We start from the raw sequence: 20,513 nt of genomic DNA, 5'->3' as shown, positions 1-20,513 counted from the left end.
TTTTCCTCATCCGCGTCTATCCGCGTCCATCTGCGTTCAACACCACCTACCTTTTTTGCACCAAATACCCGCAACGATGCTCACCATGAATCAACCAATGCGTCCTTTCCACGCTACAATCAGGTAAAATCGCTGCAAACATTTCTAACTCATTTCCACACACACTAGGAAATGACTCCGCAACATCAGAAATAGCGCAAGTGTGTTCCATAAAAATAAACTTTTCACCACCATTAACATCAGACTCAACAGGGTGAAACTCAGCCATAAAACCTTCCGCTTTTCGCAACTCTACCAAAGCTGCAACCCTTTCCTTTAAAGAACCTTTACCCACCCTTTCTCGATATTCCAGCGCTTTGCGTTCCCATTGCTTTTGTAAAATCGTTTTAACTTGCTCACGTCCAACAGTTGCCGCTAAAGTGTCTAACAGCGAAACCGCAAACTCTCCATAACCACCATTTAAACTGGCGACACTTTTTTGTAAATATTCCCTACCCTTCGGACTTAAATGATAAATATGTTGGGGTCTGCCCATACCAGAATTTTCAGGTATAGAATATATCACTAAATTATCAGCTTCTAAATCCTTTAAATGGCGACGAATCGCTTGGGGACTGACTTCTAGTATTTCCGCAAGTTCCAGAGCCGTCGCTTGCGTATGTTTCAAAAGATACTCTAAAATATCCTGCTTAGTGGAGGACTGCTGGGTAGTGGCCATTTTAGTCCCAAGAAAAAGTTCAAAAAAATTCAAAAAATTTGACTTAAACAACAATGTTGTTGTTAATCTATCGTACAATGAAAATGAGATTAAACAACAGCCGAATTGTTTTAATCCTCAAACCCATTCTAGCAGTCTTGTTAGCAATAGGTACAAAAAACGGGAATTAGCATTATAAAGCCCGTCTCCTATCCTTTAAAGAGAACACGAGAGAAACGATGAGCGCATCAGTTAAAACCTTAGTCAATCAACCTTACAAGTACGGTTTTGTCACCGACATCGAAACCGACACCATCCCTCGTGGACTAAATGAAGACGTTATTCGCTTAATTTCCGCTAAAAAAGAAGAACCAGAATTCATGTTAGAATTTCGTCTTCGTGCATACCGTCAGTGGTTGAAGATGACAGAACCTACATGGCCTCATGTCACCTATCCACCTATTAATTATCAGGATATTATTTATTATTCCGCACCTAAGAAAAAGAAAGAAAAACTCAACAGTTTAGATGAAGTTGATCCCACTTTATTGGAAACCTTTGCAAAATTAGGTATTCCTTTAAATGAACAAAAAAGATTAACTAATGTTGCTGTTGATGCAATTTTTGATAGTGTTTCTGTCGCTACTACATATAAAGAGAAACTCGCCAAAGATGGCGTTATTTTCTGTTCTTTTTCCGAAGCACTGCAAGAACATCCAGAACTGATTAAAAAATATTTGGGTAGTGTTGTTCCCGTTGCTGATAATTATTTTGCAGCTTTAAATGCGGCTGTTTTTAGTGATGGTTCTTTCGTTTATATTCCCAAAGGCTTAAAATGTCCAATGGAATTGTCTACCTATTTCCGCATTAATTCCGGTGATACAGGACAATTTGAACGGACTTTAATTGTCGCCGAAGAAGGTAGTTATGTTTCTTATTTAGAAGGTTGTACAGCACCCATGTACGACAGCAACCAGTTACACGCTGCGGTGGTAGAATTGGTGGCTTTAGATAATGCCGAAATTAAATATTCTACTGTGCAAAACTGGTACGCTGGTGATGAAAAGGGTAAAGGTGGAATTTACAATTTCGTAACTAAACGTGGTTTGTGTCAAGGTGTCAATTCTAAGATTTCTTGGACTCAAGTAGAAACCGGTTCTGCTATTACTTGGAAATATCCTAGTTGTGTGTTAGTTGGTGATAATTCTGTGGGTGAGTTTTATTCAGTTGCATTAACAAATAATATGCAGCAAGCTGATACTGGCACTAAGATGATTCATATTGGGAAAAACACTCGCAGTACAATTATTTCTAAAGGTATTTCTGCTGGAAATTCAAGCAATAGTTACCGTGGTTTGGTGAAAGTTAATCCGACTGCAAAGGGTGCGAGAAATTATTCTCAATGTGATTCTATGTTAATTGGGGATAATGCTCAAGCTAATACTTTTCCTTATATTCAAGTTCAGAATAATACCGGGAAGGTTGAACATGAGGCTTCTACTTCTAAGATTGGTGAAGATCAATTGTTCTTTTTTGCTCAACGTGGTATTTCCTCAGAAGATGCTATTTCTATGATGATTAGCGGTTTCTGTAAGGATGTTTTCAATCAACTTCCTATGGAATTTGCTGTTGAGGCTGATAAATTGTTGAGTTTGAAGTTGGAAGGTAGTGTTGGTTAATCTGTTTTCTTTGAGGTTCTTTTTTAATGAACCACGAAGGAACGAAGGAAGCGAAGAAGAAAGAGAAGAAGAAAGAGAGGAAAGAAGATGATTGTTGAGAATAGTGATTTGATTTTGTCGGTTAAGGATTTGACTGCTGATGTTGATGGTACTCCTATTTTGAAGGGGTTGAATTTGCAGGTTCGCGCTGGTGAAATTCACGCGATTATGGGTCCAAATGGTTCTGGTAAGAGTACGTTTTCTAAGGTTTTGGCTGGCCATCCTGCTTATGATGTGACTGGTGGTGAGGTGGTTTTCCAAGGTCAGAATTTACTGGATATGGAAGCGGAAGCAAGGGCTAGAAGTGGTGTGTTTTTGGCTTTCCAATATCCTTTGGAAATTCCCGGTGTGAGCAATTTAGATTTTTTACGGGTTGCTTATAATTCTCGTCGTAAAGCGCAGGGTTTAGAGGAAGTTGACGCTTTCGATTTTGATGATTTGGTTGAGGAAAAGTTGGATGTTGTGAAGATGAATTCTTCTTTTCTGGAACGTAGTGTAAATGAGGGTTTTTCTGGTGGGGAGAAAAAGCGGAATGAAATTCTGCAAATGGCTATTTTAGAACCTAAGTTGGCAATTTTGGATGAGACTGATTCTGGTTTAGATATTGATGCTTTGAAGATTGTTGCTAATGGGGTGAATCAGTTAACTAATGCTGAAAATGCCACAATTATGATTACTCATTATCAGCGTCTTCTTGATTATATTGTCCCTGATTTTGTTCATGTCATGGCACAGGGACGCATTATTAGAAGTGGTGGCAAGGAATTAGCTTTAGAGTTAGAATCTCGCGGTTATGATTGGGTGTTAGCAGAAGCTTTAGGGGTAGGTGTGTAATTATGACTATTGAAGTTTCTCCTAGTTCTATTGCTGATTCTTTGTTAGATAGAGATGAGTTTTTAACTGGGTTGTTAAATCAGGTTTCTGGATCTGAAAAAAGCGGTTGGATACAACAAATTAAGAATGATGCTGTTAAATGGGTGCGTCATTCTGTAATTCCTAATACCCGCGATGAAGAATGGCGTTTTACTGATTTATCTGCTCTAAAAGAGGTAAGTTTTAATGTAGAGACAATTCATGAATTGTCCCTACCAGATGGTTTAGCTTTATCTGAAGTTTCTCAGCGGTTGGTTTTTGTGAATGGTGTTTTTGCACCAAGTTTATCTAATACTGAAAGTTTACCTGCTGGTTTGAAGGTTGGTAATTTGGATGTTTTACCTGATGATGTTGCCCAAAAATATTTAGCTCAGTCTGAGGGTACAAGGGATGTTTTTACTGCTTTAAATACTGCTGGTTTAAATGATGTGGCAGTGGTTTGGGTGGGTAAAAATGTGGTGATTGAAAATCCCATTCATTTGTTATTTATTTCTGTTGCTGCTGAAGGTGCTATTATTTCTCAACCTCGTTGTTTAGTAGTTGCTGAAAGTAACTCTCATGTGAGTTTAATTGAAGAGTATATCACAGGCAAGATGCCTGTTCCACAAGAGCAGCAAGTTTACTTTAATAATAGTGTGACAGAAATCTGGGTAAATGAAAATGCTCAGGTTAATCACAATAGAGTTGTGTTAGAAAGTGATGCTGCTTTTCACATTGGTAAAACTGCGGTAACACAAGCACGATATAGTCGTTATAGCTGTAATGCTGTAACCGTTGGTGGTAAAATTTCCCGTCATAATTTGGAGATTTTACAAACTGGAGAACAAACAGAAACCACACTCAATGGTTTAACAGTTATTGCTGATAAACAATTAGCTGATACTCACAGTGCTATATCCTTAAATCATCCTCACGGTGTAAGTAAACAACTACATAAGTGCATTATAGGCGATCGCGCTCATGGTGTATTTAACGGTAAAGTTTTCGTACCCAAACCCGCACAATTAACCGACGCAGCACAATTAAACCGCAATTTATTGTTATCATCAAAAGCCAGAATTGACACCAAACCCCAACTAGAAATTACTGCTGATAACGTTAAATGCGCTCACGGTGCAACTGTCAGTCAATTAGAAGATGATGAAATCTTCTACTTGCAAAGTCGCGGAATAGATGAAACCGACGCACGCAAATTATTAGTTAATGCTTTCGCAGCAGAAATTATTAACTTAATTCCTGTTTTATCATTGCGAGAAAAACTGTTAAAAACAGTCATTACCCTCACAAGTAAGTAAAGCATCTTTCTTAAGTTCGTAGTGAGCGATTCATCGCTCAAACATAAAGATTTTAAGGACTAAATTCCTTACTACGAACTTTATAGTTTCTGTTGAATTATCGAATTTCTAAATTTTAGAAATTATTCTGTACCCCTGAAATCCTTATTAAAAATGACATTCACTTCTACCAAAACCCTAGCCGATCAAGTTCGCAAAGACTTCCCAATATTACATCAAGAAGTCCACGGTAAACCCCTCGTTTACCTCGATAACGCCGCCACCTCCCAAAAACCAATATCAGTATTAAACGCATGGCGTGATTATTACGAAAAATATAACTCAAACGTTCATCGTGGCGCACATTATTTAAGTGCAAAAGCAACCGACGCTTACGAAGCAGCAAGAGACAAAGTTACTAACTTTATTCATGCAAAATCTCGCCAAGAAATTGTTTTTACCCGCAACGCCAGCGAAGCAATAAACCTAGTAGCTTACAGTTGGGGAATGAACAACTTACAACCGGGAGATGAAATAATTCTCTCAGTTATGGAACACCATAGTAATATAGTTCCTTGGCAATTTGTCGCTCAAAAAACAGGCGCGGTTTTAAAATTTGTCGAACTCACACCAGAAGAAACTTTTGATTTTGAACAATTCAAAAACCTTATTTCTGAGAAAACAAAACTGGTTTCTATAGTTCATATTTCCAATACATTAGGCTGTGTAAATCCAGTCAAAGAAATTGCCGAAATTGCCCACAAATACGGCGCGAAATTCTTAATGGATGCTTGTCAAAGTGTCCCCCATACTCCTATCAATGTCCAAGAAATTGATTGTGATTGGTTGGTAGCTTCCGGTCATAAAATGTGCGCTCCCACAGGCATTGGTTTCTTGTATGGTAAATTAGAATTATTAGAAGCAATGCCGCCATTTATGGGTGGTGGAGAAATGATTGCAGAGGTCTATTTAGACCATTCCACCTATACAGAATTACCCCATAAATTTGAAGCCGGTACACCTGCAATTGGTGAGGCGATCGCCCTTGGTGCAGCTATAGATTATCTTACTAATATCGGTATGGAGCAAATCCATGCCTATGAAGCGGAATTAACAGCCTATTTATTTGAGCAATTAGCCCAAATACCCCAAATTAGAATCTACGGGCCAAAACCCGATGCTCACGGCGAAGGTAGAGCGGCTTTGGCAGCTTTTACAGTTTCTGAAGTTCACGCTAATGATTTAGCAACTTTGTTAGATCAAGAAGGGGTAGCGATTCGTTCTGGACATCATTGTACTCAACCTTTACACCGTCATTTAGAGTTAGCAGGAACTGCACGGGTGAGTTTATCTTTTTACAATACTCGTGAAGAAATTGATGTTTTTATCAAGGCTTTGAAAGAGACTTTAGACTTTTTTGCTAGTGTGTTTGGAGAGTAGGTAAATAATATTTTAGGTGGTATTTTCCCACCTTTTTGATTTTTCAACATGAGGCACTCCAGCAGCAGAGATAAAAATCATGAAAACATATCTGTATCTAATATGTTTTATTACTCCTTAGTCATAATTCTTATTTGTCCCTCATCAAACTAGTAATACATGGTATTGAGTTCAAATGAGGTACAAAATTAAATCATACAATCTTTGTAGTGCAGATATCTTAGTCGCTGTATGTATACGTTACTACAGAGGAAAATTATGTCATGAAGACACTGTGAAATGTACATGAAACGATGTATGATTTAATATTAAGAAGTATATATCTCACAGTATCATCCCTGATCTGTGGACTATATTATCTTGTGGTGATGTAATTGTACTGATTGCAATCATCTAACTAATGGTTTTCAGTAATCAACATAACTGAAAGCTAATGTAATTTCTGAACCATAGAGAGCAACAACCAATGCCTAGCAAAATCTTAGAACCCCAGGTAAAGCCATTCTTTGCCCGCTTTTTAGCTGAACAAGAACCACCAGAAAAACCAGAAGAGCCACAGCCTGCTCCTCAACCTGCTTCTCCCCCACCAATCTGGACTTTCAAATGGCCTTCTGATTGGGAAGAAATTTAAATACAAATAAGTTTCATTTTTCTTTGAAAAGCATAGGAATCTTGTTTGATTCTTGTTCAATCTATTTAGGTTCAAGCACTAATTAAATAAGTTAAACTATTTAATACTTATTTATAAATCAAACAAGATTCCTAGCCAGAAAACACAGACTTCATAAAAATTGCCTACAAACATTGATCATAATTGATATTTTTTTACCCCAGATCATCTTTACTTATTCATACAGGGGTTATTTACCTAATAGTTGTATAACTATTTACGAAAATCATAAATATTTTAACTAGATTTCTCACCAGCAGCACAGTGAGCAAACAGACATGATATAAATACGTAAAAAGTCAATCAAATTTCCTAATTTGTACTGATTCAAAACAGAATATATATAAATACAAATGCTTAATCCAGTTGCTAGGGATCAAAACAAAAAAAATCCTGTCTCTGTTTTTACTCAATTTTGGGAGGATCTGAGATTAGTCGCTCAACCTTATTGGTATCCTACAAGTATTAACGGCAGAGCATTCACAGAAGTAATTCGCTCATGGGGAATGCTATGTCTCCTATTATTATTGATAGTTGCACTGGTAGGTATGACTGCCTTTAGTAGCTACTGGAATCGCTATGTGCTTGATATAGTCATTGAAGAGAGAGATATTTCTAAGTATTTCAGTACATTATGGGTTTCTACCCTAGTGATTGTGATGACAGTCTTATTAGTAGGATTTTCCAGATATATCAGAAAAAAAATCTCTCTAGATTGGTACAAATGGCTAACTAATCACATTTTAGAAAAATATTTAAATAATAGTGCTTATTATCACATCAATTTTCGCTCTACTCTAAAAAATCCCGATCAACGTATAGCCCAAGAGCTAGAACCAATTACAAACAATGCTTTAAGATTTTCCACGACTTTCATGGAAAAAGTTTTGGAAATGTTCACTTTTTTAGTTGTATTGTGGACTATTTCTCCACAAATTACAATTTATCTAGTTTTGTATACAATTATAGGAAATACAATTGCTATTTACTTAACGCAAAAACTAAATGAGATTAATAAAAACGAACTAGAATTTAAAGCCGACTTCAATTATTGTTTGACTCACATCAGAAACCATGCAGAATCAATAGCTTTTTTTCAGGGAGAAGATGAAGAACTAAATATAATTAAGCGCAGATTTGATAATGTCATCAAAAATGCTGAACAAAGACTGAATTGGGAAAGAGGACAGGACATTTTCAATAGAGCTTATCAGTCAGCTATTACTATATTTTCCATGTTCATCCTTACACCTTTATTTATTCAAGATCAAATTGATTATGGAGAAATAAGCCAAGCAAGTTTATGTTGTTTTCTCTTTTCTAATGCTCTGGGAGGATTAATAGGTGAATTTGGGAGTTTAGGCAGCTTTTCTAGTTATGTTGAACGGTTAGCTAACTTTACAGATACTTTAGCTGAAGTTATTAAACAACCTGAGAATGTTAGCACTATTAAATTCAAAGAAAATGAAAGTATAGAATTTGATCATGTTACCTTACAAACTCCAAACTATGAAAAAGTAATTGTTGAAGACCTATCAGTAGCGGTGCAACCAGGAAAAGGGTTATTAATAGTTGGTCCTAGTGGAAGAGGTAAAAGTTCATTGCTGCGGGCAATCGCTGGTTTATGGAACTCAGGAAGCGGTAGTCTTGTCCGGCCTCCCTTAAGAGAAATGTTGTTTCTTCCCCAACGTCCTTACATAATTTTGGGTACTTTGCGCGAACAGTTACTTTATCCCCACACAGATAAAAAAATCAGTGATAGCGAACTAGAAGAAGTTTTGCAAAAAGTGAATCTGCAACATTTACTCACCCGTGTCAAAGGTTTAAACACAGAATTTAATTGGGAAAATACATTGTCATTGGGAGAACAACAACGTCTTGTTTTTGCACGAATATTAATTTCTCGTCCTAGTTTTACCATCATAGATGAAGCTACCAGCGCTTTAGATTTAGATAACGAAAGTAATTTATATCATCAATTACAAGCAACGAATAAAACTTTTATTAGTGTGGGACATAGGGAAAGTTTATTTGATTATCATCAATGGGTATTAGAACTTTCTGAAAATTCCCAGTGGAGATTTTTATCTATAGATGAATATCGTCGGCAGAAAGCAATTAAGACTTGCTGATTCAGCTATCATGTTGTTTTTACTTTTTTTTGCTTTTGTAAATCCTTAATATTAATAGCAGTTAACTCTTGGTTGAATAGATAAAAACGTCCCGATATCACAGTATGATAGCGTCCATTTTTGTCTTTTTTCAAGGTAATAATGGCATTTTTGCGTTTTTTAGATCCTTTGAGAAGGATAATTCCCCCAAAATTAAAGCTACTAGATAAAATTAATTTACTACTATCAGCACTCGCTTTGACATTGAAAAAATCGTAACCCAAAAACTTGACATGACCTGCAATACTAGCAGAATTATTAATATTGCCATTTTTTCCTTTACCAAGAATTAAAGTAGCACTATGGAAAGCTAAAATACCAAAATTGAAATCACCACTAGATTGAAATCCACTTTCAGTCAGACTAATATCTACAGCAGAAAATTTTCTACCCAGGATGCTGACATCTCCTAAACCAAAAACTGTTTTATTAGTTAAATCAAGACTAAAACTAGGCACATCTATCTTCAGAATATTTGCTAAATTCCAAGAGGCATTATTAATGGTAATAGCTTGATGATTAAATGATAAAGTACCAGTACCTAATGATTGCTCAAAAGCCGTAATGTCAGCAGTTCCTGTTGCCTGGTTATTTGCTAAGTTAATTGTTAAACTTTCAATATCTAATGTTAAAAACCCGGCTAAATTCAGAGTTGTATTATGGATTGTAATTCCATTTTTAGTTAAATAAAATGTGCTGCCAGCAATGGTATTTCCCAATACTAAAATTTTTCCTGAACCATTACCAATACCAGATTTTATATCTATACTCAGGTTATCAACATCAATACTAATCAGATTAGCAAAACTCAAATCAAAGTCTTTAAAAATGGCATTTGTAGGAGTAATTTGGAATTCAACTTTGGCAATTTCTTGATCAAAAATTTCAACTTGACCATCACCGGATAAATATTGTTCAGTCGGTGTTACCTTTAAGGCTAAATCTAAACAATCGTCATCTGTCCCCCCAACTTTGACAACTCCTAAATCAATTTCTGGAACATTTAATGATCCTTCTATTTTCTGAAAAGCTTGATCACTTTGTAAAATTAAAGTTGCTTCATGATTCCAAGCTGTAACTTTACCATTAATCTCTAATCCTGCTGATATAGGTTGTCCGGCAATTTCTGTTGCAAAAGGAACAATCTTGATTAATGGCTCATATTTTCCATCACCTTCTCTATCAATAGATTCGATGCTTAAATCTAAAAATGTATTTAAAAATTCTAATGTTTGATCAACTAAATCAGTTGAGAAATTAACTTGTTTACAAACAAAACCAGCTAGTGGTCCTTGCCATAATTTTACTAAGCTAACTGCTTGATTTGTAGTTAAAATTAACGCCAGTTTATGAGGGTCATTGGTATCCATGAGGAATGCTATCTCAATGTCTATTGAGTCCCATTTCAAATCCCCAATAAAGCCAAAGTTATCAAAATAGGGTGGTAAATAAGTACCACCTCCTTGAAAACAAATATTACGCAGTTCAGTCCCTACTAAACCATAGGGATTACACCAAGAATTTTCCCCTTGTTGAGAAAAGAAAGCCGTTAAGGATTTGGGTTCAAGAGCAACTGCACCAGTAAGAAATAATGTAGGTTCATCATCTTGAGTCAAATCATAGCCTTGAATAGCTAGATTTCCTATTAATTCAAAACTCGGTTCTAAATTAGCACCAATATCTATACTAAACAACAGGTTAGTAAAATTAGCATGAAAATCTTGTACAGAAATTAGCGGAGTGTTTTGTTTAATATCACCAGTTAAACTGACTAATCCCCCAGGATCAAAGCTAATTAAAACTCCTAAATCATCAATAGCTAGTTGACTGTTAATAAAACCACTGAAATCTGTGTTCAAACTTGTTAAGTTAATATCTCCAATAAAGTTAAAACCTTTGTTGATATTGATTCTTCCTAATTTTGTATGGTTACATAAATAGGTATTATCAGTAATAATGAGTTCCCCATTTCTTAATTTTAAATCTTTGATTACAGGGAGATCACTTGTTAAACTACTAAAATCAATATCATCAGATAATTGATATTGTAGTGTGATTCTATCGCTAAAGGTTAATTCAACTTCTTGGTCGTTGATTAATCCTGTTAAACTCAGCTTATTACTGATATCTTCTGGTGATAATCTTAATTTAGCCTCAGAAATGATCAGTTTAGATGTACCAAAAATTTTAGTAATGAAGCTGTTAAATATTTCTTCTATATTGATAGATGGTAATTGTAAATTACTACTCAGATTAAAAAAGTCATTTAAATTTAACTGAATGTCATCATTAAAATATAAGTAAATCTCTGATGTTGCTAATCCTAAGTTAACCTGATCTAAGGAATTGAGTTTTAATTGCAGCGGTTCAGGTAAATTAACTCCTCCTAATTGACTAAGTAAATTTATAATATCTTCTGAATTGATGTTATTAACGATTACTTGATAATCAATAGATGAGGTTGTAAATCCTTGTATATGGATATGAGGATTACTTACTTGATAACTAGCAAATTCAGGATTATTTTGAATAATATCTAAGTCAAGATTAAATTGTTTGCTCAAGGCTTGTAGTTCAACTTCTCCTAAATAGGAGATAAAAGCATTATTTTCTGCAATATTGATTATTTTTATTGGTGGTAATGTATCATTTTCTGGATCAATAATTGAATTTTCCCAAGCTGCTGATACTTGATATTCATTGGCTTTTAAATTTAAAAATAAATCATGCCAGGATTTAAAAGTCTTTTGCATAAATTCGCAACCTTGCAATCAAAATATGGTGATTTTCAGCAGAACACCCTTTGCGGTGTTTTATTGCTTATTTAGTATCTATATTAATCAGATTTGATTTTTGATTGATGTAAATAAAAATAAAAATTAACAAGGTTGAAAATCGCTGTTCTAGACTTTTTTACCTACAACGAACAGCTATCACCAAAAGTAAATCCTAATTAATTGATAAATGCTGAAATTTATTTAAGCCATTTATCGGCAATTTCTTGGATATTTCCCTCTTGCTCTAACTGCAACAGATTTACATCCAAGTCGTAAACTAAAGAACTACCCATTGGTAGCGCAAAGCCATAACTTTCAGTACCGACGGAAAAATCTGCTATTTTTAAATCAAGTTGAGGATTTTGTTTTAAATAATATTCCAGTGCAGGATTATCAAAGATTACTCCATCAGCTTTACCTGTTTCTACTAACTTAATTGCTTCAGGTAAATTTCCTATTTCTATTAATCTACTTTGATAATATTTACCCCACTTCACACCAGTCGTCCCTGAAACTACTGCTATCCGCGCTCCTTTGAGGTCTTCTGGTGACTGAAAACTGTCATTGCTTAAATTTGTCATTGATAAGGTAAAAGCTGATGCTAAACCTGCGGTGAGAGAAGAAACTGTTACCAGTGTCACCATCATCCAAATCCCGGCAATGATACGTCCAGCTTTGGTAACAGGAGCGCGATCTCCATAACCAACGGTAGTTAATGTTACTACAGCAAACCACATTCCATTGCCAACTCCATTAATATAAGACTTAGGAAACTGTTCGCTGTTTTGACGATGTTCTGCTAACCAAATTAAGTTACCAACTATAAACAAAGATAGGCAAATAAATCCTATTGATGAAAGGGTCGCTATGCCAAAAAAGGGTTTAAGTCTGCTCCACAAAGAGGGAGCTTCACTAGGTACTAATACCCCAATTTGAGCAATGTAAAAAGGCTGGGAAAAATCAACTTCTTGCCGACGTTCAGCGGTAATACTAATTGGTCCAATCACTACATCTAATTCACCTTTTTTGATCCCATTAATGCCAGATTCGACATTTTGCTGAGGAATAAATTCATATTCCAGATTTTGAGCTTGTGTGAATTGTTGCCAAATATCTAAACTAATTCCTTGATATTGATTATCGCTACTTTTAACTACAAAGGGAGCAGAACCTGTAATACCAACTTTAAATTTTTTTTGTTCAATTCGTGCAGAATTAATTTCACTATTAGGAGTTTGGCTAAAAGCAGGAAGACAGTAAGAAAAAACAGAGATTCCCGCAGAAGTAGCTAAGGTTAGAAGTATTCTGGAAATGTTAAATTTATTTTTGTAATCAAACATTGTAGTTGTGTTTTTCAGGATTTTTTGGAAGTAGCCATTTTGATAGCTAGGTTGCCTGATTAACTCAAACTATTTCACTCAGAAACTATCAGAAACTATCAGAAACAAATTTATACAAAGTGCTGAAACTCAATCTAGGATTACTGTAAGTACACTGAAAATCAAATTTAGTGGTTGATGAGCCACTGGTGAATAGTCAGAGTTAGGCAGATTCCCAACTAAGGTTAAGCGATACAATGAGTTGCCAGTAATTTAACACAGTCTGGTGAGTATGGCTAATTTGGCTACAGAGCGATCGCTAATTGATATCCCCCAATCTTCCCCACTAGCTTATAATTTCCAAGGGGCGCACGCTCTCCACCGGTAAGTAAAAGAGGGATAGATGACATTTAAACGGTTTCTGTTAATTCTCCTAACACTTTTATCAATCATATTGTCTGGCTGGTCTTTATTTGCTAGTTGGCAAAAACCACAATTCCAAAGTCGCTTGGAACTCTATCAAACTAATATTGTTCTCCAAGCCCAAGCTTGGCAACCAGAAGATGGCAGTGATGAGAACTTTATTGCACTGCGGAGAGCCATAGTCGGTGATCAACCTTTGGAAAGTGCCGCCAAGCAATATCAACAAGCTCGTAACTCTGTTCAAACTAGCTTAGACAAGGCAAAAACAAAACTCGTAGAATTGCGATCGCCAGACATCACAGCTATCACACCTCCCCAACCCCTAGCAAATGATCCTCTAGAAGTACAAAAAGAGCAAATAGAAAAATCTATCAGCAAGCTGCAAAAACTAAGAAATGAATTGGACTTACGCTGGGGAATTTTACAAACTCAACAGGGAGAAACAGAAACAGCCCTCAAAACCTGGAGTCAAGTCCAGACAAATTCAGAATCCAAATTTACGGAAACTGCTAATGTTTTAAGTGGACTTTGGAGCGACCCCCCGCGTTTACTCCCAAATGCTCAACCACTAATTCAAGCAAATTTAGATAGTTGGTTTCGCTTCACAGCTTTAATTCAGCTATACCAACTCCAACAACGTCAAGCAGCTTTAACAGATATACAAACTGCACAACAAGCAGTTGCCACCGATGCAATCTTGAAATTAGCCTTAATTGCCATTATCCCCAGTTTAGCGGCGTTTATCGGTGTTATATTCCTAGTAGCTTTAATTATTCAGCTTTTTCTCAAAGGTAAAGCATCTCTCTTAGCGACAAATGCCGATCAACCTTGGTCAACACCTTGGAGTGTCGAAACAATTTTACAAGTATTTGTCCTGGGATTTTTATTAATGGGACAACTATTTATACCTGAATTACTCAGCATTATTCCCCTACCCCGTTCCTCAGACAACGCCCGTATTCAGGCTTTTTCTGTATTAGTAAGTTATTTACTGGTTGCTTTCGGTGCTTTCACTGTACTGTATTTTTCCATCAGGCGCTATTTTCCCCTACCAGAAGGTTGGTTTAAATTCCGTTTTTTTAGTAACTGGTTTTTATGGGGAATAGCTGGCTACTGTACCGCCTTACCCATAGTAGTCGTTGTCTCCTTAATTAATCAAAAATTATGGCAAGGACAAGGTGGCAGTAACCCACTCTTACAACTGGTACTAGAAAGTCAAGACAATCTGGCCTTGGGGATATTTTTCTTTACCGCTGCTGTAGCTGCTCCATTTTTTGAGGAATTTCTATTTCGGGGCTTTTTATTACCCTCCTTAACTCGCTACCTTCCAGTTTCAGGTTCTATTGTGGTTAGTAGTTTAGTATTTGCTGCTGCTCATCTGAGCTTATCGGAAATATTGCCACTCACAGCATTAGGTATGGTTCTAGGAATAGTGTACACGCGATCGCGCAATCTCCTCGCCCCCATGCTTCTCCACAGCCTTTGGAATAGTGGCACATTATTGAGTTTGTTTATCTTAGGCAGCAGCAATAATTAAAACAGACAATTACGGATGAAAAAATCAAAAACATTTGCTTAGATCAACATATAAACTTTGAGTTACCAACCTGTCCAGAAGTTCCACTTAACAAGCCTAAAATCCTGAACCTAGACTCGTTAAACAATTACAAAACCTGTATTTTTTTAGTGGTTAAAGTTTTCATTAACTCATCATCTGAATACAGGTAAGTGTATTTATAGGAGACAAATTTTATGTGATGCTGTATAGAACCATAAAACGCATCAAATTATCTCCTCCCATCCGCGTTTATCTGTGGTTTATTATTAAGATAATATTCTATCCAGCTTCATATCAATTTGGTATTAGTCTCAACAACTCATATAAACAATATATTCCCCTCATCACTAGGAATTTTGAATAGTTCGGAAATAATTTTCCTGCGGCTGTAAACACTATTTTTTGTAGTTAGTTTTATCAAAGTTAAGTGTAGCTACACTTAACAAAATAGAAAATTAGTATCCATACTTCCCAGAGTCAGAGAATTATGCTGAATTGAGCTATACATACTCAGATTTTATAATTTTAACCCCTATCAATTCAGGAGTTTACATAAAAATGACAAATATTAATCCATCTCATGCTAACAAACAACTTCTAGCTGGTTATTGTGGCATTATTATGGGTGGATTGGGACTACATAAATTTATTCTCGGTTATGCTCCAGAAGGATTTATTATGTTAGTAATTTCCGTTGTCGGTGGTTCTCTCACCTACGGTTTTACATTAATACTTATGCAGTTGGTAGGTTTAATTGAAGGCATGATTTACCTCAACAAAAATCATGAAGAATTTGTTAAAACATACTTTATGAAAAGACAAGGTTGGTTTTAAAATACCAACATGATTTTTACATCATTTTGCATTAACTGATTATCAGTAGACAGACATCAACAAACCAAACAACGTAACAAAAATTAAAACTACTCCAAAACTCTACAGAGTAAAATATTTAACTATTCTTAACCTGCTCAAGTTCTTTATAAGTTATTAAGATTCAAAATTTTATGTAAGTATTAGGTTATCATTACAACGAAAACTAAGGACAGAAATTTCCGTTAGTGATGCTAAACACCCTGGTTGAAAACCATTATACTCAATCAGAGTCAAAGCTTCACAATTTTGTCTATCCTCAAGGAGTAGTTGTAATCATGTCTAATATTAATCCCAGTGATGCCAGTAACAAAAAAGTCGTAGCGGGTATCTGTGGCATTCTTTTAGGTGCTTTAGGTGTTCACAAATTCATTCTCGGTTACACAACTGAAGGTATCATCATGTTGTTGAGTACACTACTTACCTGCGGAATTGGTGGGGTAGTTATGGGTGTGATTGGTTTAGCAGAAGGGATTATTTATTTAATCAAAACAGACGATGAATTCTTAAATACCTATATTGCCAATAAGAAAGGTTGGTTTTAATCATCTGCATTGGAAGTTGTATTTGCCGTTTGACCTCATATTATACCTGTGTTTAAAATATCTCTAAATCGGCTTTCATATCACGGCAAGTTAGTACGTTGGGGTATATTGGGATTCTCATTTACCCCCCTACTTGGGACTCACTTTTATAACCAAGGATATAAACTCCCATTTCTAGTTTGTCCAATACGCTATTTCACGGGTATTCCCTGTCCCGGTTGTGGTATGACAAGCTCATTTATGGCGTTAGCTAGAGGCGATTGGCATCAAGCACTAACAGAACATCTGTTTGGCCCACTGTTGTTTTTGGGATTTTTAATCGCAGCAGTTCACGTAACAATAGAGTTGTTCATCAAACATCCAATCAAAGCTTTTTATTGGCAATTAATAAAGTTTAAAAAGTTGCAGATTCTGGGTTTATGTACAATTTTTATCTATTACTTATGGCGTTTGTATTACCTTTCACAAACAGGAGAACTATATTTTGCCTTAATTAACTCTCCCTTATTTAAAATATTTTCTGGTTCTGTTTAAGTTAAATATTCAATATTAATCCAAAGTTTTTTTTCTATCAAATCCAAATTTGACTATCATGTTAACCATCAAACGTAAACAAATTACCTGGGGAATTTTACTGATAATTGGCTGTGGGTATTTTAGCACCATGTCCAATTTAGAAACACATTATATTCTCAAAAGTATAATTGCTTTCATGCCTATTCAAGGGTTAGCTCTAATTTACGTAGCTTATGTCAACTGGAGTCGAAAATAAATTAACTTAATAAACTTAATATTTAGGACTAGCCGTTTCAAGGTGTGTTAATTTTATGTGTTCTTTGAGCTAGAATCTTAGCAGTTGAGACATGGGGCTTGTTCTTCAGGTAAGTTCGTTTTGGTTGAACTTTCTTAAGGCTTTGTGGATGTAGTAAGAGTTCAGATTGATTCCGAGGCTTCTTGTTTAACAAAAATAGCTCGATAAACAGGTTCACCCCTATTCTGCGTTGCTATTTCTCTTTCTGTAGGAACAGGAAGCGGATTTTCTGCTAACCATTCTTCATTACCAATTTTCTCAAATACAGGATTTTCAGAAAAGCGATCGCACATTTCTTCAGCTATAAATTTCTGATCAGATTGCAAAAATACCACTCCACCTACAGCCAAATAATTAGCTAACTCAGTTACTAATTTTGGTTGTACTACACGCCGTTTAGCATGACGATTTTTAAACCAAGGATCAGGAAATTGAATTGTTATCCTTTGTAAAATTCCTGGTTGTAAAGTAGATAAAATGGGACTTAAAGAATTATTGACATTACAAAATAAATAATGCAAATTTGTTAACCCCAACTCAAACCCCAACTTATTAGCCTCCACAACCAAAGTTTCTCGAATTTCCAAACCTAAAAAATTCCAGTTTGGTTCTACCTGCGCCATCTTGAGTATAAATCTGCCCTTAGCACAGCCAATATCTAAATGTAGAGGTAAATTGGGCTGTCTATAAACTTTTCCCCACGCTGGGGGATCAACAGGGGTTTGAAACTTTCTCGATAGTGGATTAACGTGCTGACGGACTCGAACCAAAGCCATAATCAATACTCCTTTGATGGGAATTTAGATAAAATTAAACATAAATATGTACAAATATTAAGTCTACTTGCTATTACGTAACCAGACAAAGCAAGAGTTATACTTTGATAAAAAGAGTATTTGCATTTGTTTTTAACATTTTTTTAATCAATGGATATCAACTTTCGCTTTGCCATAGTTAGTGATTTACACATTGCACTACCCCATACAATCTGGGATCATCCTAGCCGATTTCATTTAGTAGAAGTTAGTATTCCCGCCTTTGAGAGTGTATTGGAACATTTAACACAACTTGATTTAGACTTTCTTTTGATCCCTGGAGACTTAACCCAACATGGAGAACCGGAAAATCACAATTGGTTAACCAAAAGATTATCTCAGCTACCTTTTCCAGTTTATGTTGTTCCTGGTAATCATGATGTTCCTGTTCTCTTGGCCAACGAGCAATCAATTGGTTTGACTGAGTTTCCCTATTATTACCATAAATTTGGGTATGAAAATTCACAGCAATTTTACTACAACTGTCAAATATTACCGGGAGTGAGATTAATTGGTTTAAACTCTAATTCCTTTGATGAAGACGGTAAACAAATTGGGCGTTTAGATCAACAACAATTGCAGTGGTTAGAGACAGAACTAGCAGCAATTGATAATGAAATAGTTTTAGTCATGTTGCATCATAATGTTGTTGAACATTTGCCAAATCAGTTAAATCATCCTATGGCAAATCGTTATATGTTAGAAAATGCCCCAGAATTCCTAGATTTACTACGTAAGCACGAAGTAAAATTAGTATTTACTGGACATTTACACGTCCAAGATGTCGCCTGTGCTGATGGAGTTTATGATATTACCACAGGTTCATTGGTCAGTTATCCCCATCCCTATCGTGTCTTAGAGTTTGAAAGAGATAGTTTAGGAAAAGAATGGTTACATATAGTTTCCCATCGTGTTGAATCAGTACCAGATTTTCCCAAGTTGCAGGAATCATCAAAACAATGGATGGGCGATCGCTCCTACCCATTCTTAATCAAATTACTAACTTTACCACCCTTAAATCTACCACTAGCACAGGCAAAGCAACTAGCCCCAGACTTACGAGATTTTTGGGCAACCATAGCCAATGGAGACGGAGTCTTAGATTATCCCAACCTGCCCCTAGAAGTGCGTCATCACATTCAAGAATATGGTGCAGTTACTCACACCGGACATCATCACGCCATTGATAATAACAGTAAGCTCTTAATCGGTGATTGAGTTATTAATCTCCCCCACAGCCCACATCCTACTTGCTGCGGCAAATTGTAAAGACAGAAGTGTAACCATGGAGGAAAGTTTTACCGCTGACTGGGCCTATTTCACCACCACAAAAACAACCACCCATGGGGATGTCATGGAAATAACGACTAAATAAATGGGAATCAAAATTGGGTTGACCGTAAAGCCCCGTACCACGTCCCACGCAACTAAACATCAAGGCCGCCAGCGGGGAAGATTCACCATTACTTTGGTATTGATACTCTTTTAAGAGAAATTCTAAATCCTCTGCTGAGGCTTGGGAATCACGGAGATGAAATTGTAATCTTTGTCCAGCACGTATGCGATCGCCAATTGCGATCGCCCCAGCCGCCGGATCTACCCCTAATAAATTACGAATCAGAAAATCACCCTGTTTTAAAGACAGCTTAAACTCATCCATTGCCAAACCCACAAATAAAGAATGCTGTGCCAGCATTTTTTCCTGATCACTGAGACTATCAATCAAATCTCGTAGCACCTTGAGAGGTACTTGATCATCCAATTCCAAAACAATATTCCGTTCGGCCTTAGTTACCTGTAAAGGTTCACCAATAGGACGGCATCCTTGAGCGACAATAGTTTCCAGGACAATATCACCACTCAAAGCCACACCCACCGTACCTTGACGATATAACTGATCATTACAAAATAGAGCCATGCGATCGCTGGCAAATCCACCACTAGCTTGTCCTCCTACAACCACCGAACCAGGATAAGCAAAATCCAGCCCTTGTAACAAATCATTAGTACCAGCCGAAAAAGCACTAGAAAATAACAGAAACTGAGGTGCAGGTGATGGAGGTACACCCAAAAAATCAATCCAAGCATCCGGGGAACTATCCAAATCTGGCAACTGATCGCCCATAACATGAAAAGTCCGAATATCCACCCCAGGTAAATGTGCTAACGTCAAACTAATGGCTGGTTCTGACTCAATCTCTTGAGTTTGACTATCTGAATTTGTCCCCACTACACCCGCCGCACTACAACCAATCAACACAGGTATTGACAGCTTCTCTGCCAACAACGGTAAAAGTCGGGAATACTCACTGGTAAAAGCAGAAGAAATAAACACCAGTCCTAAATCCGCAGGTGCTTTCAAAGATGAAACAGCTTTTTGTACCACATCTGTGACAGCTGCTTCCAAGGAATGATGAGTTGATAGGGCATTTGCCCACTGCATTTGGTCTGCCATAATTTCTCGACTTCTCTCTGTGTTGAGGCTAATATTTTCAGTAGTTTGATCGGTGGGGCGGCTACTCCCTATCATATTCATTAAAATATTAAAT

17 protein-coding genes are annotated in these 20,513 nt (G+C 36.3%); 12 read left to right on the top strand and 5 right to left on the bottom strand.

The features are described 5' to 3' along the window. Nucleotides 1–46: 46 nt before the first annotated feature. On the bottom strand, nucleotides 47–718 hold the full coding sequence (gene sufR / locus WJM97_RS19675) for an iron-sulfur cluster biosynthesis transcriptional regulator SufR (protein ID WP_353930454.1): 672 nt from the start codon (nucleotides 716–718) through the stop codon (nucleotides 47–49). Nucleotides 719–936: 218 nt separating this feature from the next. Here sufR and sufB point away from each other — a divergent pair, with 218 nt between their 5' ends. From sufB to WJM97_RS19645, 6 genes are all read left to right on the top strand, one after another. After that, entirely contained in the window at nucleotides 937–2,376 is a 1,440-nt protein-coding gene (gene sufB, locus WJM97_RS19670) for a Fe-S cluster assembly protein SufB (protein ID WP_353930453.1), read from the top strand. Between the two features lie 87 nt (nucleotides 2,377–2,463). Then, a complete protein-coding gene (gene sufC / locus WJM97_RS19665; RefSeq protein ID WP_353930452.1) occupies nucleotides 2,464–3,249 on the top strand; it encodes a Fe-S cluster assembly ATPase SufC in 786 nt (261 codons plus the stop codon). Between the two features lie 2 nt (nucleotides 3,250–3,251). Continuing rightward, the gene (gene sufD / locus WJM97_RS19660; protein ID WP_353930451.1) at nucleotides 3,252–4,583 is read left to right on the top strand and encodes a Fe-S cluster assembly protein SufD; all 1,332 of its coding nucleotides are present in this window, start codon (nucleotides 3,252–3,254) and stop codon (nucleotides 4,581–4,583) included. Between the two features lie 153 nt (nucleotides 4,584–4,736). Beyond that, nucleotides 4,737–6,002 carry a cysteine desulfurase gene (locus tag WJM97_RS19655; protein ID WP_353930450.1) on the top strand — a complete coding sequence of 422 codons (1,266 nt, stop codon included), beginning with the start codon at nucleotides 4,737–4,739 and terminating at the stop codon, nucleotides 6,000–6,002. Nucleotides 6,003–6,468: 466 nt separating this feature from the next. Next, on the top strand, nucleotides 6,469–6,633 hold the full coding sequence (locus WJM97_RS19650; RefSeq protein WP_353930449.1) for a microviridin/marinostatin family tricyclic proteinase inhibitor: 165 nt from the start codon (nucleotides 6,469–6,471) through the stop codon (nucleotides 6,631–6,633). A gap of 392 nt (nucleotides 6,634–7,025) precedes the next feature. After that, nucleotides 7,026–8,804, top strand: a complete 1,779-nt coding sequence (locus WJM97_RS19645) for an ATP-binding cassette domain-containing protein (protein ID WP_353930448.1) — start codon at nucleotides 7,026–7,028, stop codon at nucleotides 8,802–8,804. 8 nt (nucleotides 8,805–8,812) lie between these two features. On the opposite strand, the gene WJM97_RS19640 is transcribed toward WJM97_RS19645, so the two are convergent. Next, nucleotides 8,813–11,596 carry a hypothetical protein gene (locus WJM97_RS19640; RefSeq protein ID WP_353930447.1) on the bottom strand — a complete coding sequence of 928 codons (2,784 nt, stop codon included), beginning with the start codon at nucleotides 11,594–11,596 and terminating at the stop codon, nucleotides 8,813–8,815. 221 nt (nucleotides 11,597–11,817) lie between these two features. Further along, nucleotides 11,818–12,960: a transporter substrate-binding domain-containing protein gene (locus tag WJM97_RS19635; RefSeq protein WP_353930446.1), complete on the bottom strand. Its 1,143-nt coding sequence runs from the start codon at nucleotides 12,958–12,960 to the stop codon at nucleotides 11,818–11,820. 382 nt (nucleotides 12,961–13,342) lie between these two features. On the opposite strand from WJM97_RS19635, the gene WJM97_RS19630 reads away from it, so the two are divergent. From WJM97_RS19630 to WJM97_RS19610, 5 genes are all read left to right on the top strand, one after another. Further along, nucleotides 13,343–14,899 carry a type II CAAX endopeptidase family protein gene (locus tag WJM97_RS19630; protein ID WP_353930445.1) on the top strand — a complete coding sequence of 519 codons (1,557 nt, stop codon included), beginning with the start codon at nucleotides 13,343–13,345 and terminating at the stop codon, nucleotides 14,897–14,899. 579 nt (nucleotides 14,900–15,478) lie between these two features. Next, complete coding sequence (locus tag WJM97_RS19625) at nucleotides 15,479–15,754, top strand: NINE protein (protein WP_353930444.1); 276 nt, start codon at nucleotides 15,479–15,481, stop codon at nucleotides 15,752–15,754. 317 nt (nucleotides 15,755–16,071) lie between these two features. Continuing rightward, entirely contained in the window at nucleotides 16,072–16,338 is a 267-nt protein-coding gene (locus WJM97_RS19620; protein WP_353930443.1) for an NINE protein, read from the top strand. A gap of 225 nt (nucleotides 16,339–16,563) precedes the next feature. After that, nucleotides 16,564–16,872, top strand: coding sequence for a DUF2752 domain-containing protein (locus tag WJM97_RS19615; protein ID WP_353930442.1), 309 nt, complete (start codon nucleotides 16,564–16,566; stop codon nucleotides 16,870–16,872). Nucleotides 16,873–16,930: 58 nt separating this feature from the next. Then, nucleotides 16,931–17,110 (top strand): hypothetical protein, encoded by a 180-nt coding sequence (locus WJM97_RS19610; protein ID WP_353930441.1) that lies wholly within the window; start codon nucleotides 16,931–16,933, stop codon nucleotides 17,108–17,110. Nucleotides 17,111–17,271: 161 nt separating this feature from the next. Here the strand turns inward: WJM97_RS19610 and trmB are convergent, their stop codons facing one another. Then, complete coding sequence (gene trmB, locus WJM97_RS19605) at nucleotides 17,272–17,925, bottom strand: tRNA (guanosine(46)-N7)-methyltransferase TrmB (protein ID WP_353930440.1); 654 nt, start codon at nucleotides 17,923–17,925, stop codon at nucleotides 17,272–17,274. A gap of 150 nt (nucleotides 17,926–18,075) precedes the next feature. Between trmB and WJM97_RS19600 the strand changes: the two genes are divergently transcribed. Next, the gene (locus WJM97_RS19600) at nucleotides 18,076–19,182 is read left to right on the top strand and encodes a metallophosphoesterase (protein ID WP_353930439.1); all 1,107 of its coding nucleotides are present in this window, start codon (nucleotides 18,076–18,078) and stop codon (nucleotides 19,180–19,182) included. 28 nt (nucleotides 19,183–19,210) lie between these two features. On the opposite strand, the gene WJM97_RS19595 is transcribed toward WJM97_RS19600, so the two are convergent. Continuing rightward, nucleotides 19,211–20,419, bottom strand: coding sequence for an FIST N-terminal domain-containing protein (locus WJM97_RS19595; RefSeq protein ID WP_353933227.1), 1,209 nt, complete (start codon nucleotides 20,417–20,419; stop codon nucleotides 19,211–19,213). Nucleotides 20,420–20,513 lie beyond the last annotated feature (94 nt).

It is taken from the genome of Okeanomitos corallinicola TIOX110 (genome assembly GCF_038050375.1).
GTDB classification, from domain to species: domain Bacteria; phylum Cyanobacteriota; class Cyanobacteriia; order Cyanobacteriales; family Nostocaceae; genus Okeanomitos; species Okeanomitos corallinicola.
This window is presented reverse-complemented; position numbering and strand designations above follow the sequence as displayed.